The organism is Streptomyces sp. NPDC031445 (assembly GCF_055581365.1).
The window spans coordinates 766,694-780,812 of the sequence record NZ_JBVIJO010000002.1; the positions used below are offsets into that span (position 1 = coordinate 766,694).

A 14,119-nucleotide genomic window follows, 5' to 3' on the forward strand; every position below is an offset into this window, starting at 1 on the left:
TCGGACCGGCGTTAGCCTCGGGCCAGACCCAACGGCACGGAACACGGAAAACGAGGAGGCCACCATGGCCGGAGTTCCCAGCGCGGTCGTCGCCGCCACCGGGCTCTTCGGCGGTTACGGCGTCGCCCGCTGGACCCGGAAGCGTCAGCTCGGCGGAGCCGTCCTGGCCGTCGCCGGCGCCGCGGCGGCCCAGCAGTGGCGCACCCGGGCCGGCGGGAAGGCCGCGGGCGCGCTGACCGCCGCCTACGTCGCCGCGTTCGCCGGATCCCACCCCTTGGCCAAGAAGATCGGCGCCTGGCCGTCCGTCCTCGGTGTCGCGGGTGCCGTCGCCGTCGCCTCCTGGGCCGTCGCCGACCGCAAGGCCTGACCCGGCCCCCCGGCCTGACCCGGCCCGCGGCACGTCACGTCCCCTCCCCCGCCCGGAACGCCCTCCGGTACGCCTGCGGGCTCGTCCCCACCACCTTGCGGAACCGTTCCCGGAACGCCGTCGGTGAGCCGAAGCCCGTCTGGACGGCGATGCGCTCCACCGGGTACGCGGTGGTCTCCAGCAGGTACTGGGCCCGTCGCACCCGCGCCCGGTGCAGCCACTGGAGAGGCGTCGTACCGGTCTGCTCCCGGAACCGGCGGTTGAGGGTACGGGTGCTCATGCCGGCCTTCGCCGCGATCTCGGCCAGTGCCAGATCCTGGTCGCAGTGGTCCTCCAGCCAGGCCAGCAGGGGCTCCAGGGTGGTGCCGGCCGGGGCCGGGGGCAGGTCGTGGACGATGAACTGGGCCTGCCCGCCCTCCCGTTCCAGCGGCATCACGCTCAGCCGGGCCGCGTGCGCGGCGACCGCCGAGCCGAAGTCCCTGCGGATCATGTGCAGGCACATGTCGAGGGCCGCCGCGGCGCCCGCCGACGTCAGGAACTGGCCGTTGTCGACGTACAGGACGTTCGGGTCCACCCTCACCGCGGGGTGGCGCCGGGCCAGGTCCGCGGCCGCGACCCAGTGCGTCGTCGCGCGCAGTCCGTCCAGCAGGCCCGTCGCCGCGAGGAGGAACGCGCCCACGCAGATCGACGCGATCCGGGTGCCGTTCGCCGCCGCCGCGCGCAGGGCCTCGGCGACCCCGGGCGGCAGCGCCTCGGGGGGCCGCGCCACCCCGGGCAGGATGATCGTGTCCGCCTCCGCCAGCGTCTGGAGGCCGTACGGCGCCCGGACCGTGAAGGCTCCCGCGTCCACCTCCTCCCGCACCGAGCAGACCCGTACCCGGTACGGCTCCCGGCCGTCGGGCAGCCGCGCCCGGCCGAAGGCGTCGATGGGTGCGGAGAGATCGAACGGGATGACGCCGTCCAGCGCCAGTACGGCCACCGTGTGCATGGCAGGAATGTAGCGTACGACGGATTGTCGCCAACCGGGCCGTACCCTTGCCGGCCTTGCCATCCCCCGCCGACCAGGGATCGGCGACGGAAAAGGGCGCCGGTCCACCGGACCGGCGCCCCCTCTGGCGAGAATCCGTTGGGCACTGGCAATCCCGCCACTTCTGCGGCACATCCGCGCCCTCTAGCGTCCCCCCGTGACCAAGTTCCTGCTCTCCGTCCACGTCATCGCCGCGATCCTCGCCATCGGTCCCGTCGCCGTCGCCGCCAGCATGTTCCCGCCCGCCGCCCGCCGCGCCCTGGCCACCGGGCCCGGCGACGACGCCGGCCACGGTGACGGCGACCCCACCGGCACCCTGCGCCTGCTGCACCGCATCTGCCGTGTCTACGCCGTCGTCGGCGTCGTCGTCCCCGTCTTCGGGTTCGCCACCGCGAGCGAGATGGGCGTGCTCGGCAGCGCCTGGCTGATCGTGTCGATCGCCCTCACCGCCCTCGCGGCCCTCGTCCTCGCGGCACTGGTGCTGCCCGCCCAGTCCGCGCTCCTCGGAGGAAGCGCGGGCGCTGGGCGGACCGCGCGGCTCGGCATGGTCACCGGGCTGTTCAACCTGCTGTGGGCCGCGGTGACCGTCCTGATGATCGTCCGGCCCGGCTCCACGACCGGCGCCTGACGGTCACCCACCGGGCTCCGCGAGCGGCGCCTGACGGGTCACCCGCCGGGCTCCGCGACAGAGCCTGACGCTCACCCGCCCCACTCCGGACCGGCGCCCAGCCGGGGAAACCCCGGCACCACCCCCGGCCCCGGCCCCTCACGGCCTGCTGGCCGCCGGCGGTGCCGTGGGGCCGGGGCCCTGCGAACCCGGGGTGCCCCTCGACGGCCGAGTGCCCTGGGCCGCGGCCTTGGCCCGGCCGGCCACCGCCGTCAGCGGGCGGGCGATGTCCTCCAGGGAGCGGCGCTCGGCCCGTACCGCCAGGAACGCGGCGACCAGCCCGGCCGCGCACATCAGCGCCGCGCCGATGCAGAAGGCGAGGACCGTGTCGCCGACCCGGCCCGTGCCCGTCAGGTCGGCGAACAGCAGCGGACCGCTGATGCCGCCGGCCGCGGTGCCGAGGGCGTAGAAGAACGCGATGGACATCGCCCGCGTCTCCATCGGGAAGATCTCCGACACCGTCAGGTAGGCGCTGGAGGCGCCCGCCGAGGCGAAGAACAGCACCGCGCACCAGCAGGCGGTCAGCGTGCCCGCGCTCAGCGAGCCCCGGTCGAACAGCCAGGCCGTGGCGAACAGCAGCACACCCGACAGCAGGTACGTCGAGGAGATCATCACCCGCCGGCCGACCGTGTCGAAGAGCTTGCCCAGCAGCAGCGGACCGCAGAAGTTGCCGACCGCGATCACCGCGAAGTAGTAGCCGGTGTGACCGGAGGGCACGTCGAAGAACTTGGTCAGGATCGCGCCGAAGCCGAAGGTGATCGCGTTGTACAGGAACGCCTGGCCGATGAAGAGGGAGAAGCCGAGCACCGCCCGCCTGCGGTAACGGCCGAAGACCGTGCGGGCGATCTCCATGAAGGACACGCTCTTGCGCTGGTGGATCTCCAGCTCGCCCTCGGCCGCGGGGAGCGCCTCCCCCCGCTCCTCCTCCACCCGGCGTTCGATGCCGGAGACGATCTCCTCCGCCTCCCGGTCCCTGCCGTGGATCAGCAGCCACCGCGGACTCTCCGGCACATGCCGCCGTACGAGCAGGATGACCAGGGCGAGGACGGTGCCGAGCGCGAACGTCAGGCGCCAGCCGACGTCCTTCGCCAGCAGCCCCGTGTCCAGCGCGACGATCGACAGCAGGGAGCCGCCGACCGCGCCCAGCCAGAAGCTGCCGTTGATGATCAGGTCGACCCGGCCGCGGTAGTTCGCCGGGATCAGCTCGTCGATCGCGGAGTTGATGGCCGCGTACTCACCGCCGATGCCGAAACCGGTCAGGAAGCGGAACAGGAAGAACCACCAGGCCTCCCAGGAGACGGCCGTGAGCGCCGTCGCCGCCAGGTACACCGCCAGGGTGATCATGAAGAGGTTCTTGCGGCCGAAACGGTCGGTCAGCCGGCCCCAGAACAGGGCACCCGCGCAGGCGCCCGCCACATACAGCGCGGCGGCGACACCGGTGACCTGACCGGAACTGATCGAAAGACCGCTGCCGGGCTCCGACAACCGGCTGGCGATGTTGCCGACGACCGTGACCTCCAGGCCGTCCAGGATCCACACGGTCCCCAGCCCGATGACGATCGTCCAGTGCCACCGGGACCAGGGCAGGCGGTCGAGCCGGGCGGGGATGTCGGTGGTGAGGGTCCGGTCGGTGCCGGCCTCGGCTGTGCTCATGGGCGCTCCCTCCACGTCCGAAGGACGCAATACCGGGTGCCCTGGCCTGCGCGGAACAGTCCGGTCAGGCCCCCAGCCAGCGCGAGAGGGTGTAGATCACCAACCCGGCCAAGGAACCCACCACCGTGCCGTTGATGCGGATGAACTGCAGGTCCCGGCCGATGTGCGCCTCGATCTTGCGGGTCGTGTGCTCGGGGTCCCAGCTCGCCACCGTGTCCGTGATCAACGAGGTGATCTCCCCGCGGTACGTCGTCACGACGTGCACCGCGGCACCCTCCACCCAGCTGTCGACCTTGTCCTGCACCTTCCGCTCGGTCGCCATCCGCGCACCCAGCGACAGCAGCGCCGCCCGCACCCGCGTCCGCAGCTCGCTGCGCTCGTCCTCCGCCGCCGCCACGATCATCGACCGTACGGCCGTCCACACCGACGCGATCAGATCCTGCACCTCGCCCCGGCCCAGCACCTCGCCCTTCAGCCGCTCCACCCGCGCCCGGGTGTCCGTGTCGGACTGGAGATCGGAGGCGAAGTCACCGAGGAAACGGTCCAGCGCGCCACGCGCCGGGTGCGAGGGCATGTCCCGCATCTCCGTCACGAACCGCAACAGCTCCTTGTAGACCCGCTCGCCCACCTTCCGGTCCACGAACCGCGGCGTCCAGCCCGGCGCACCCCCCTCCACCGCCACCATCACGTCGTCCCGGTGCAGCACCAGCCAGTCGTGCGCCCGGGCCACCACCAGGTCCACCACCCGCCGGTGCCCGCCGTCGGCCACGATCCGCTCCAGCGTCTTGCCGATGCCCGGCGCGATCTCCTGCGCGTTGGCCCGCCGGGTGATCGCCTCACCGACCACCGCCTGCACATCGGAGTCCCGCAGCACCGTCAGCGCGCCCCGCAGCGCCGTCGCCAGCTCCGCCGTCACCCGGTCCGCGTGCTCCGGCTCGGCCAGCCAGGCCCCCAGCCGGCTGCCGATGCCCACCGCCCGCAGCCGCTGCCGCACCACGTCCCCGGAGAGGAAGTTCTCACCGACGAACTCACCCAGCGACACACCCAGCTGGTCCTTCTTCGTGGGAATGATCGCGGTGTGCGGGATGGGCAGCCCCAGCGGGTGCCGGAAGAGAGCCGTCACCGCGAACCAGTCGGCGAGCGCACCGACCATGCCCGCCTCGGCCGCCGCCGCCACATAGTCCGTCCACGCCCCGGCACCCGCGTTCGCGGCCACCTTCGCCAGCACGTAGACCACCGCGACGAACAGCAGCATGCCCGTCGCCGTGGCCTTCATCCGGCGCACCCCGCGCCGGCGCTCCTCGTCGGCCGGGGTGAACGCCGTCATCGTCTTGTACGACGCGACCCGCCCCGGTGTACCCGTCTCGCTAGGTTCCATCAGCTCCACCCGTTCGGTGATCCCGCACACAATTGTCCCTTCCTGCCCGACTCCCGGAACGAAACAGGAGTTCCCGGCGTCTGTCTGAAGGGTTGTCGTGGCAGGGTCCTGTCACATCACCCCGGCCCATGACCCATCATGGGTGAGAAAGATCGGAGCCCCCGGCTCCCATCTGTCGAGGAGAACAACACAAGCGTGACCAAGCGTCATGGTTATGCCGTCCTGAGCGCGCTCGTCGCGCTGGTCGTGGCCCTGTCCGCCGCCCTGTACCTCACCGTCGCCGCCGACGACGGCACCCCCCGCGACACCCTCGGTGACAACCGCCCGCACCGCGACTCCCACGCCGCCCCCGCCTCCACCGGCACCTGGGTCGGCGCCTGGGCCACCGCCCCCGTCGGCGGCGAACCCGGCACCGAGACGACCGGCCTCGCGGGCCGCTCCGTCCGCAACGTCGTGCACACCAGCGCCGGCGGTACGAGTGCCCGCGTCACGCTGTCCAATCTGTACGGCCAGTCCGCCCTCACCATCAGCCACGCCTCCCTCGCCCTCGCCCTGGGCGACGGCAGCGCGGCCGCCACCGCGGAAACGATGCGGCGCCTCACCTTCAACGGCGCCCCCGGCGTCGTCATACCCGCCGGCGCACAAGCCGTCAGCGACGCCGTGCACCTCACCCTCCCGCACGACACCGACGTCCTGATCACCACCTACTCCCCGACCCCCTCAGGACCGGTCACCTACCACCCGCGCGCCCGGCAGATCTCCTACGTCGCCACCGGCGACCGCACCGAGGACACCACCGGCGCCCCGTACACCGGACAGACCCCGTACTGGCGGTACGTGACGGCCCTCGACGTGCTCAGCAACGAGGCCACCGGCACCGTCGTCGTCTTCGGCGACTCCATCACCGACGGCGTCACCTCCACCACCGGCGCCAACCACCGCTGGCCCGACATCCTCTCCGGCCGGCTGCGCAGCGCCCTGCGGAACGGACGGGAGCTGCCCCGCTACAGCGTCGTCAACGAGGGCATCAGCGGCAACCAGGTCCTCGCCGACGGCCTCGGCCGGCCCGCCGAGAACCCGAGCGGCCTCGACCGCTTCGGCCGCGACGCACTCGACCGCCCCGACGTCAAGGTCGTCGTCATCGACCTCGGCATCAACGACATCCTGCGCAACCCCCGGCTCGCCGACCCCGACCGCATCGTCACCGGCCTGCGCACCCTCGTCCGCCAGGCCCACGCCCGCGGCCTGAAGGTCATCGGCGCCACCCTCATGCCGTTCCAGGGCCACCACGGCTACACCCCCGCCCGGGAAGCCGTACGCCAGCAGGTCAACGCGCGGATCCGCGCCGGCGGGGTCTACGACGCGGTCGTCGACTTCGACAGGACCCTCCGCGACCCCTACGACCCGCGCCGGCTGCGCCCCGAGTACGACTCCGGCGACCACCTGCACCCCAGCGACCTGGGCTACCGCACCATGGCCGAGGTCTTCGACCTCGGCACCCTGAAGGGCGCGGGGCAGGCGGAGCTGTGACCGGGCGGCGAGGAATACTGGCGGACATGACCCGCTTGATCCTCGCCACCCGCAACGCCGGAAAGATCACCGAGCTGAGGGCGATCCTCGCCGAAGCCGGACTCCCCCACGAGCTCATCGGCGCGGACGCCTTCCCGGACGTCCCCGACGTCAAGGAGACCGGCGTCACCTTCGCCGAGAACGCCCTGCTCAAGGCGCACGCCCTCGCCCAGGCCACCGGCCTGCCCGCCGTCGCCGACGACTCCGGCCTGTGCGTCGACGTCCTGGGCGGCGCCCCCGGCATCTTCTCCGCCCGCTGGGCCGGCCGCCACGGCGACGACGCGGCCAACCTGGACCTGCTGCTGGCCCAGCTCTCGGACATCGCCGAGGAGCACCGGGGCGCCCACTTCGCCTGCGCGGCGGCGCTCGCCCTGCCGGACGGCACGGAGCGGGTGGTGGAGGGACAGCTGCGCGGCACCCTGCGGCACGCTCCGGCCGGCACGAACGGCTTCGGCTACGACCCGATCCTCCAGCCGGACGGCGAGACGCGCACGTGCGCCGAGCTGAGCCCGGAGGAGAAGAACGCGATCAGCCACCGGGGGAAGGCGTTCCGGGCGCTGGTGCCGGTGGTGCGGGAGCTGTTGGGCTGAGTTTGCGGAGAGGTCGGGGACCTGGGAAACGAAGGTCCCGGACCTCTCCGTCTGCGTGCGCCCGGTCGGATTTGAACCGACAACACCAGGCTTCTAAGGCCTGTCTCTCTGCCATTGGAGTACGAGCGCCTGCCGTGCTCCACCTTACTGGGCGGAAGTATGCCGTTGCCGACCCCCTCGGCACCAGGTGCCCGTGGCCGCGTGGCAGTTGGGACAGAGCAGCCGGACATTCTCGCGCCGGTCGTCGCTCCAGTCACCGTCGATGTGGTCGACCTCCAACGTCATCGGCTGCCCGCCCCATTCCGGTCCGGTGCCGCACTCGGCGCACTCCTCCGGTACGCCCACCTCGCTCAGCGCGCGTCGGAGCAGGTAGGTGCGCGTCCGACGTCGGCCGTCGTGCCTGACCAGGATGTCCTCTGGACGTCTGACGCGGTCCGCGCGAGTCCTGCCACGTTGGTGCGCCTGTCCTAGGAAGTGCACGGTCGAGATGCCCTCTTCGGCGACCCGTTGGCGCAGCAGCGCGCGCTGCGTGCCGGTATCCGGCCGTCCGAGGCGGCGTAGCGTCTCGGCGCCGCAAGAGGTGCCGGCGCTGTTTGCCGTTGGGCTGAGCACCGAAGAAGACGATGACCCCGTCGACGTGAGCCGGTCACTCGGAATGCGCCGGGCCTGGCCGACCGCTTGCTCCACGAGCAGGGCCTCCGGGCAGCCGGAAGTACGAGGTGTCGATGCCGTAGGCCTTGATCCTGCGGCTGATGTGCGTGTGATGACCCCCGACGACCTCCATCCGGGCGTGCGTTCCCTGCCCGTACGGAGTAACGAACCGACTATCGGACAGTCACGCCCGGGATCACGGGGAACGGCCCGCGCCGGGGGCTTCCCGGGGCGGGCCGTTCACGCGGTGGGCGGGGTCAGATGCCCAGGTCCTTGATGATCTTCGCCACGTGGCCGGTGGCGCGGACGTTGTACAGGGCCCGTTCGACCTTGCCGTCCTCGTCCACGACGATCGTGGAGCGGATGACGCCCAGGTAGGTCTTGCCGTAGTTCTTCTTCTCGCCGTAGGCGCCGTACGCCTCGGTGACCTTCTTGTCCGGGTCGGCGAGCAGGGTGACCTTCAAGGACTCCTTCTCGCGGAACTTCGCCAGCTTCTCCGGGCTGTCGGGGCTGATGCCGATGACGTCGTAGCCGGCGCCGGCCAGCAGTTCCAGGTTGTCCGTGAAGTCACAGGCCTGCTTGGTGCAGCCTGGGGTCAGCGCGGCCGGGTAGAAGTAGACGATGACCTTGCGGCCCTTGCGGTCCGAGAGGGACACCTCGGTGCCGTCGGCGTCGGGGAGGGTGAAGGCGGGGGCCACGTCCCCCGGCTGGAGTCGCTCGCTCATCGGGCCAGCCTAACCGGGGGGCCTTGCGGTGCGGCGCCGCCCAGAGCTGACAAACTGTCCGGAACAGCATCAGCAGACTTGGGAGGCCGTACGGTGGCGGACACGTCGGACACCAGAACCCCGGCGCAGATCGAGGCGGACATCAAGCGCCGCCGTGAAGTGCTGGCCGAGACGCTCGACGAGATCGGGGTGCGGGTGCATCCGAAGACCATCGTCGGCGATGCGAAGGCCAAGGCCGTCGCCCATGTCGACCACACGGTCGGACGGGCGTACGTGCAGGTCAACCGTGTCGTGAGCGAGGTACGGGCACAGTTCGTGAACGATCAGGGGGCACCGCGCCTGGAGCGGGTGGTGCCCGTCGCGCTCGTCGTCGTGGGGGTCGTGGGGCTGCTCGCCCTCGGGGCCCGGCGGCGCAGGGACTGACCGGGACAGGTAGGTTCGAGCCGTGAGCGCCAACAGAAACGAGCACAGCACTCCCCACCACGACAAGCTGCCCATCCGGATGCTGCACGACCGGGTTCTCGTGCGGCAGGAGACCGGTGAGGGCGAGCGGCGGTCGGGGGGCGGCATTCTGATTCCCGCCACCGCGGCGGTCGGCCGGCGGCTGGCCTGGGCCGAGGTCGTCGCCGTCGGCCAGAACGTACGGACGGTGGAGCCCGGGGACCGTGTCCTGTTCGACCCGGAGGACCGGGCGGAGGTGGAGGTGCGGGGCGTGGCGTACGTCCTCATGCGCGAGCGTGACCTGCATGCCGTCGCCGCGGACCGGTTCGAGGGGTCGGAGGACTCCACGGGGCTGTACCTGTAGGACGGGCTGTACCTGGAGGACAGGGAGCGAGAGGGCCGGTGACCATCGTCACCGGCCCTCTTTGCCGTGCTTTTGCTATGTTCGGAAGGAGCCCGACGAGACGCGCCGTACCGGGTCCAAGGCAAAGACGACGCACCTGGAACGACCCGTAGGAAAGTCGCCGCGTCTCGGAGGTGCCGTCATGGCCTGGGTTCTGCTCGTCGTCGCCGGTCTGCTGGAAGTGGGCTGGTCGATCGGGATGAAGTACAGCGAGGGGTTCACCCGGCCCGTCCCCAGTCTGTTCACCGGCGCGGGCATCGTCGCGAGCATGGTCCTGCTGTCGTACGCCGCGAAGTCCCTGCCCATCGGTACGGCGTACGGGGTGTGGGTGGGTATCGGCGCGGCCGGTGCGGCGGTGCTCGGCATGGTGGTGCTGGGTGAGCCGGTCACCGCCGCCCGGATCTTCTTCGTGTGCCTGCTGCTGGTCGCCGTGGTGGGGCTGAAGGCGACCAGCGGTCACTGAGGCGTCAGGGCTTACGACGTCCGGGGTTACGACGTCAGACGTCAGGCGTCAGGTGCCGGTGAAGCCTCCCGGCCCCCCGTCCGTCCCGGTGGTGCCGCCGCCCGGTGTGCCGCCCGCGGCGGTCCCGCCGCCGGTGGGCGTGCCTCCGCCGGTCGTGTCCCCGCCGCCACCGGTGGTGGCGCCGCCGTCCGTGGTGGTCCCTCCGCCGGTCGGGGTGCCGCCGCCGGTGGTGGCGCCCCCGTCCGTGGTCGTGCCGCCGTCGGTCGGGGTGCCGCCGCCCGTGGTGCCGCCGTTCGTCGGGGTGCCGCCGCCGGTGGTGCCGCCGTCCGTCGGGGTGGCCCCGCCGGTGGTGCCGCCGTCCGTCGGGGTGGCGGTGGCGCCGCCGTCGTTGCCGCCGCCGTCGGTGCCGGGCTGGGCGGTGCTGGTGGCGGGCGGCTCCTGGACCTGGTCGGCGCCCCGCTGGAGCTCCAGGTCGAACTTGCTCACCGGCTTGCCCTGCAGCGCGTCGTGCGTGTACTGCGCCCAGATCTGGGTGGGCGGGCCGCCGCCGTTCATACGCTGCTGGCCGAGCGCCCCGTACAGCGGCTGGTGCTTGGCCGTCACCGGGTCCTGGCCCATGACGGAGACCACCGTGGCCAGCTCCGGGGTGTAGCCGGCGAACCAGGCGGCGGTGTCGCTCTCGGCGGTACCGGTCTTGCCGGCCGCCGGACGGCCCGCGGCCTGGGCGGCGGTGGCGGTGCCGGTCTCGACCACGCTCTGCAGGACCGAGGTCGTGGTGTCGGCGGCCTCCCGGCTGACGGCCTGCTTGGCCGGCTGCTCGGGCAGCTTGACCGCGTCGGTGCCGTCCTTGGTGATCTTCTCGACCAGGGTGTACGTGCCGTGCTTGCCGTGGTTGGCGAGCGTGGCGTAGGCCTCCGCCATGTCCAGGACGCTGGCGGTGGCGGTGCCGAGGGCGATGGACGGGTACGGCTGGAGGTCCGGGGTGCCGGAGGGGATGCCCAGGTCGATCGCGGTCTGCTTGACCTTGGCGGGGCCGACGTCGACGGCCATCTGCGCGTAGACCGAGTTCACCGACGCGTCGGTGGCCTTGCGGACGGTGATCGGGCCGTACGACTTCTGGTCCTCGTTCTCGGGGGCGTAGGCGCCGCCGTTCCAGCCCTGGACGGGGCGCTGGTTGGTGCCGTCGTAGACCGTGTTCGGGGTGATGGCGCGGCCGTCCTGGGTGGTGGACCCGTTCTCCACGGCGGAGGTGAACACGAACGGCTTGAACGTGGAGCCGACCTGGAAGTCACCGCGGGTGGCGCCGTTGGTGTACTGCTTCACGTAGTCGATGCCGCCGTACATCGCGACGACCTTGCCCGTCTTGGGGTCGACGGAGGCGCCGCCGGCCCGGACGTAGGTGTCCGCCTTGCGGTTCTTCTTGTCCAGCTTGGACATCAGCTGGTCGTCGACCGCCTTGACGAAGGCGTCCTGCCGGTCCTTCTGAATGGTGGTGGTGATGCGGTAGCCGCCGGCCGTGAGGTGGTCGGAGTCGATGATGTTGTTGGCGGTGAGGTACTGCTTGACCGCCTCCACGAGGTAGCCGCGCTGGCCGGACATGCCGGTGGAGACCGTCTGCTCCTTCGGCATCGGGAACTTCATGCCGGCGCGCTTGGACTCGCTGAGCCAGCCCTTGGTGACCATGCCGTCCAGGACGTAGTTCCAGCGGGCGACGGCCGCCTTGCGGTTCTCCGGGTGGGCGACGACGTCGTACTCGCTGGGCGCGTTGACGAGCGCGGCGAGGTAGGCGGCGCGGGCCGGGTCGAGGTCGGCGGCGTCACGGCCGTAGTAGGCCTGGGACGCGGCCTGGATGCCGTAGGCGTTGCGGCCGAAGTAGCTGGTGTTGAGGTAGCCCTCCAGGATCTCGTCCTTGGACTTGTTCTGGTCGAGCTTGATGGCGATGAAGAACTCCTTGGCCTTGCGGGTGACCGTCTGTTCCTGGGCCAGGTAGTAGTTCTTCACGTACTGCTGGGTGATCGTCGAGCCGGACTGCTTGCCCTTGCCGGTCGCGGTGTTCCAGCCGGCCCGGAGCATCGCCTTGGGGTCGATGGCGGACTCGGTGTAGAAGTCGCGGTCCTCGGCGGCCAGTACGGCGTGCTGGGCGTCCTTGGAGACCTGGGCGAGGGTGACGTTCTCGCGGTTGACCTCGCCGTCGCGGGCCAGCTGTGAGCCGTCGGCGTACAGGAAGACGTTGCTCTGCTTGGTGGCGAACGCGTTGGCCGGGGGGATCTTCACCAGGGAGTACCCGACGAAGAAGAGGCCGACGAGCAGCAGTACGCCGACGAAGAAGGTGCCGAGCACCATGCGCCAGGTGGGGATGATCCGCCGCCAGCCGGTCCGCTTGGGCCGCTTGCCCTTCTTGCCCTTCTTGCCCTTGCCGTCGGCGGTCTCACCGTCGGTGGCGGGGAGGGTGGTGGTGAGGGCTCCGGTGGCGTTCTGGGGATCGGTGCCGGGGCCGGCGGCCGAGGCGGCCGAGGCGGCCGCGGCGCCGGTCGCCGACGCGGCGGCGGGCTTGGCGGCCTGGGCGCCGGCTGCCGCCCCGGCACCGGCTCCCGCCGCGGCGGTGCCGGCCGCGCGGGCGGCGCGGGCGGCCCGGGCGGCGGCCGGGGAGGAGGGAGCGGCGGCACCGGACGCCTGGGCGGCGCGGTTCTCGCCGCCGGGGCGGGGCACGGTGGGGGGCGGGGTACCGCGGGTGGGGTCCGGCTCACCGGCGGGCTCACCGGAGCGGGGCGCGTTGACCCGCCGCAGCACCTGCGTGGTCTCGGGCGCGGGGGCGGAGTCGGCCTCCTGCCGGGCGCCGGAACGCGGTTCGCGGGGCGGGGTGACACGGCGGAGCACCTGGGTGCTCTCGGCGGGCGGCTCCTGCCCGGAGCCGCCCGGCTTCCCGCCGCCGGCGGACGCACCCCCGGCGGCGCGGGCACCACTGTCACCGTCGGCGGCCGCGGCCGCGCCGGACACCGGCCCGTCGCCGGACTCCGCGCGCCGGCCGGGCACCGGACCGCGACCGGGCTCCGCGCCGCGGCCGGATGCCACGCCGGCACCACCGGCCGACGGCCCCCCGGACACCGGGCCACCGCCGGACGTCCGGCCGGACCCGTCCTGCGAACCCCGCCCGGCGGCCGGGCCGCCGACGGCTCCCTGCTCACGTCCAGTCGCCGAACCACGACCAGGTACCGGGCCACGGCCGGACCCCGAGCCGTCGCCGGACACCGGGCCACGGCCAGCGGCCGGGCCGCCGGCGGCTTCCCGCTCACGTCCCGATTCCGCGGCACGCCCCGTCGCCGGGCCGCTCCCGGACGCCGGCCCACGGCCGGCCCCCGAGCCGTCGCCGGACGCCGGGCCACGGCCAGGAACCCCGGAGGCCGTGCTTCCGGCGGTTCCCGCCGCACCCGTCTGTTCCGTGCGGGCGCGGGCCGCCTGGCGGGCTCGGGCGATGGACGCCGTCCGGTCCCGGTCCTGTTCGGCTGGGTCCCCGGGGCGGGAGCCGTCCTGGGAGGACGTGCCCGGCACACCGGTGCGGTTGCGGGACGCCGGGCCCGGCGTGCCGGAACCGGGGCGGGCCGGGGAGCCCGCCGGGCCGTTGCCGGTCCCGGCCGTCCGGCCCGCGCCACGCTCAGCCGTCTCCGGGCCACCCGCACCGGCGCCACGGGTGGCGTCGTCGGCCCCCCGCTCGTCGCGCTGCGGCTCCCCCGCGCCTCCGGCCCGCCCGGCGCTCTCGGCGCGCCCGGCACCCCCACGGCTGCCAGTGCCCCCGGCGCCCTTCGACGCACCCTCACCGTCCCGGGCGCCCCCGTCACTCACACCACCGTCACGGCCCTCGGGCCCCCCGGCGCGTGCGCTGGTGTCGCTCCTGGCACCCTCCGTGGGATTCGGTGGTGCGCTGCTCGGTTCGCGGCGTCCCGGGTTTCCGGGCCCTTCAGCCGGCAGCGGCTTTTTCGGTGCCACGCCTTCGTTCCGCTGCTGCGGCTGCGGCTCGTCGCTCATGTCGTGCACGGACTCCTGTTTCGCGTCGTACGTTCCCGTACGCCTCGTACGCTTCTGCGCTCCCCCTGTTTGAAGACTCTCGCACCTGGCGTTCCGTTCCCGGATTCCGGCACGCTTCCGACCGGAAATCGCGTGGCCGGCCGCCGGGCCTCCGGACTAGGC

The 14,119-nt window shown here is 72.7% G+C and carries 13 protein-coding genes, 1 tRNA gene, 1 pseudogene and 1 riboswitch; of the genes and pseudogenes, 7 read left to right on the forward strand and 8 right to left on the reverse strand.

The window, feature by feature from the left end; translation table 11 throughout:
* The first annotated feature begins 64 nt into the window (after positions 1–64).
* Positions 65–367, forward strand: a complete 303-nt coding sequence (locus ACZ5DC_RS09640) for a hypothetical protein (protein ID WP_468651061.1) — start codon at positions 65–67, stop codon at positions 365–367.
* Between the two features lie 34 nt (positions 368–401).
* Here the strand turns inward: ACZ5DC_RS09640 and ACZ5DC_RS09645 are convergent, their stop codons facing one another.
* On the reverse strand, positions 402–1,355 hold the full coding sequence (locus tag ACZ5DC_RS09645) for a GlxA family transcriptional regulator (RefSeq protein ID WP_468651063.1): 954 nt from the start codon (positions 1,353–1,355) through the stop codon (positions 402–404).
* 196 nt (positions 1,356–1,551) lie between these two features.
* Here ACZ5DC_RS09645 and ACZ5DC_RS09650 point away from each other — a divergent pair, with 196 nt between their 5' ends.
* Positions 1,552–2,022, forward strand: coding sequence for a hypothetical protein (locus ACZ5DC_RS09650; protein ID WP_468651065.1), 471 nt, complete (start codon positions 1,552–1,554; stop codon positions 2,020–2,022).
* A 138-nt stretch (positions 2,023–2,160) separates the two neighbouring features.
* Here the strand turns inward: ACZ5DC_RS09650 and ACZ5DC_RS09655 are convergent, their stop codons facing one another.
* Complete coding sequence (locus ACZ5DC_RS09655) at positions 2,161–3,714, reverse strand: MFS transporter (protein WP_468651067.1); 1,554 nt, start codon at positions 3,712–3,714, stop codon at positions 2,161–2,163.
* A gap of 64 nt (positions 3,715–3,778) precedes the next feature.
* Complete coding sequence (locus tag ACZ5DC_RS09660) at positions 3,779–5,092, reverse strand: DUF445 domain-containing protein (RefSeq protein ID WP_468651069.1); 1,314 nt, start codon at positions 5,090–5,092, stop codon at positions 3,779–3,781.
* Positions 5,093–5,287: 195 nt separating this feature from the next.
* Here ACZ5DC_RS09660 and ACZ5DC_RS09665 point away from each other — a divergent pair, with 195 nt between their 5' ends.
* On the forward strand, positions 5,288–6,622 hold the full coding sequence (locus ACZ5DC_RS09665; RefSeq protein ID WP_468651071.1) for an SGNH/GDSL hydrolase family protein: 1,335 nt from the start codon (positions 5,288–5,290) through the stop codon (positions 6,620–6,622).
* A gap of 26 nt (positions 6,623–6,648) precedes the next feature.
* Positions 6,649–7,251, forward strand: a complete 603-nt coding sequence (gene rdgB / locus ACZ5DC_RS09670; protein ID WP_468651073.1) for an RdgB/HAM1 family non-canonical purine NTP pyrophosphatase — start codon at positions 6,649–6,651, stop codon at positions 7,249–7,251.
* Between the two features lie 56 nt (positions 7,252–7,307).
* On the opposite strand, the gene ACZ5DC_RS09675 is transcribed toward rdgB, so the two are convergent.
* The 4 genes and pseudogenes from ACZ5DC_RS09675 to bcp form a co-directional block, all read right to left on the reverse strand.
* Positions 7,308–7,380 (reverse strand) — tRNA-Leu (locus ACZ5DC_RS09675).
* A gap of 15 nt (positions 7,381–7,395) precedes the next feature.
* Positions 7,396–7,536 (reverse strand): zinc finger domain-containing protein, encoded by a 141-nt coding sequence (locus ACZ5DC_RS09680; RefSeq protein WP_468651295.1) that lies wholly within the window; start codon positions 7,534–7,536, stop codon positions 7,396–7,398.
* A 357-nt stretch (positions 7,537–7,893) separates the two neighbouring features.
* Positions 7,894–8,044 (reverse strand): annotated as a pseudogene (locus tag ACZ5DC_RS09685) (HNH endonuclease); the annotation flags it as partial.
* 115 nt (positions 8,045–8,159) lie between these two features.
* A complete protein-coding gene (gene bcp, locus ACZ5DC_RS09690) occupies positions 8,160–8,627 on the reverse strand; it encodes a thioredoxin-dependent thiol peroxidase (protein WP_468651075.1) in 468 nt (155 codons plus the stop codon).
* A gap of 93 nt (positions 8,628–8,720) precedes the next feature.
* Between bcp and ACZ5DC_RS09695 the strand changes: the two genes are divergently transcribed.
* From ACZ5DC_RS09695 to ACZ5DC_RS09705, 3 genes are all read left to right on the forward strand, one after another.
* Positions 8,721–9,050: a DUF3618 domain-containing protein gene (locus ACZ5DC_RS09695; protein ID WP_366750348.1), complete on the forward strand. Its 330-nt coding sequence runs from the start codon at positions 8,721–8,723 to the stop codon at positions 9,048–9,050.
* 22 nt (positions 9,051–9,072) lie between these two features.
* Positions 9,073–9,432: a GroES family chaperonin gene (locus ACZ5DC_RS09700; protein WP_014672972.1), complete on the forward strand. Its 360-nt coding sequence runs from the start codon at positions 9,073–9,075 to the stop codon at positions 9,430–9,432.
* Positions 9,433–9,496: 64 nt separating this feature from the next.
* Positions 9,497–9,569, forward strand: a riboswitch (guanidine-III (ykkC-III) riboswitch).
* 44 nt (positions 9,570–9,613) lie between these two features.
* Positions 9,614–9,934 carry a DMT family transporter gene (locus ACZ5DC_RS09705; protein WP_103810145.1) on the forward strand — a complete coding sequence of 107 codons (321 nt, stop codon included), beginning with the start codon at positions 9,614–9,616 and terminating at the stop codon, positions 9,932–9,934.
* 48 nt (positions 9,935–9,982) lie between these two features.
* Here ACZ5DC_RS09705 and ACZ5DC_RS09710 read toward each other — a convergent pair whose 3' ends face one another.
* Positions 9,983–12,811 carry a transglycosylase domain-containing protein gene (locus ACZ5DC_RS09710; protein ID WP_468651297.1) on the reverse strand — a complete coding sequence of 943 codons (2,829 nt, stop codon included), beginning with the start codon at positions 12,809–12,811 and terminating at the stop codon, positions 9,983–9,985.
* Between the last annotated feature and the right edge of the window lie 1,308 nt (positions 12,812–14,119).

Bases quoted from the DNA above. Each gene is read 5' to 3' on its own strand.
- ACZ5DC_RS09640 (WP_468651061.1), top strand. From the start codon at position 65: ATGGCCGGAGTTCCCAGCGCGGTCGTCGCCGCCACCGGGCTCTTCGGC.
- ACZ5DC_RS09645 (WP_468651063.1), bottom strand. From the start codon at position 1,355: ATGCACACGGTGGCCGTACTGGCGCTGGACGGCGTCATCCCGTTCGAT.
- ACZ5DC_RS09655 (WP_468651067.1), bottom strand. From the start codon at position 3,714: ATGAGCACAGCCGAGGCCGGCACCGACCGGACCCTCACCACCGACATC.
- ACZ5DC_RS09660 (WP_468651069.1), bottom strand. From the start codon at position 5,092: ATGGAACCTAGCGAGACGGGTACACCGGGGCGGGTCGCGTCGTACAAG.
- rdgB (WP_468651073.1), top strand. From the start codon at position 6,649: ATGACCCGCTTGATCCTCGCCACCCGCAACGCCGGAAAGATCACCGAG.
- ACZ5DC_RS09680 (WP_468651295.1), bottom strand. From the start codon at position 7,536: ATGACGTTGGAGGTCGACCACATCGACGGTGACTGGAGCGACGACCGG.
- bcp (WP_468651075.1), bottom strand. From the start codon at position 8,627: ATGAGCGAGCGACTCCAGCCGGGGGACGTGGCCCCCGCCTTCACCCTC.
- ACZ5DC_RS09705 (WP_103810145.1), top strand. From the start codon at position 9,614: ATGGCCTGGGTTCTGCTCGTCGTCGCCGGTCTGCTGGAAGTGGGCTGG.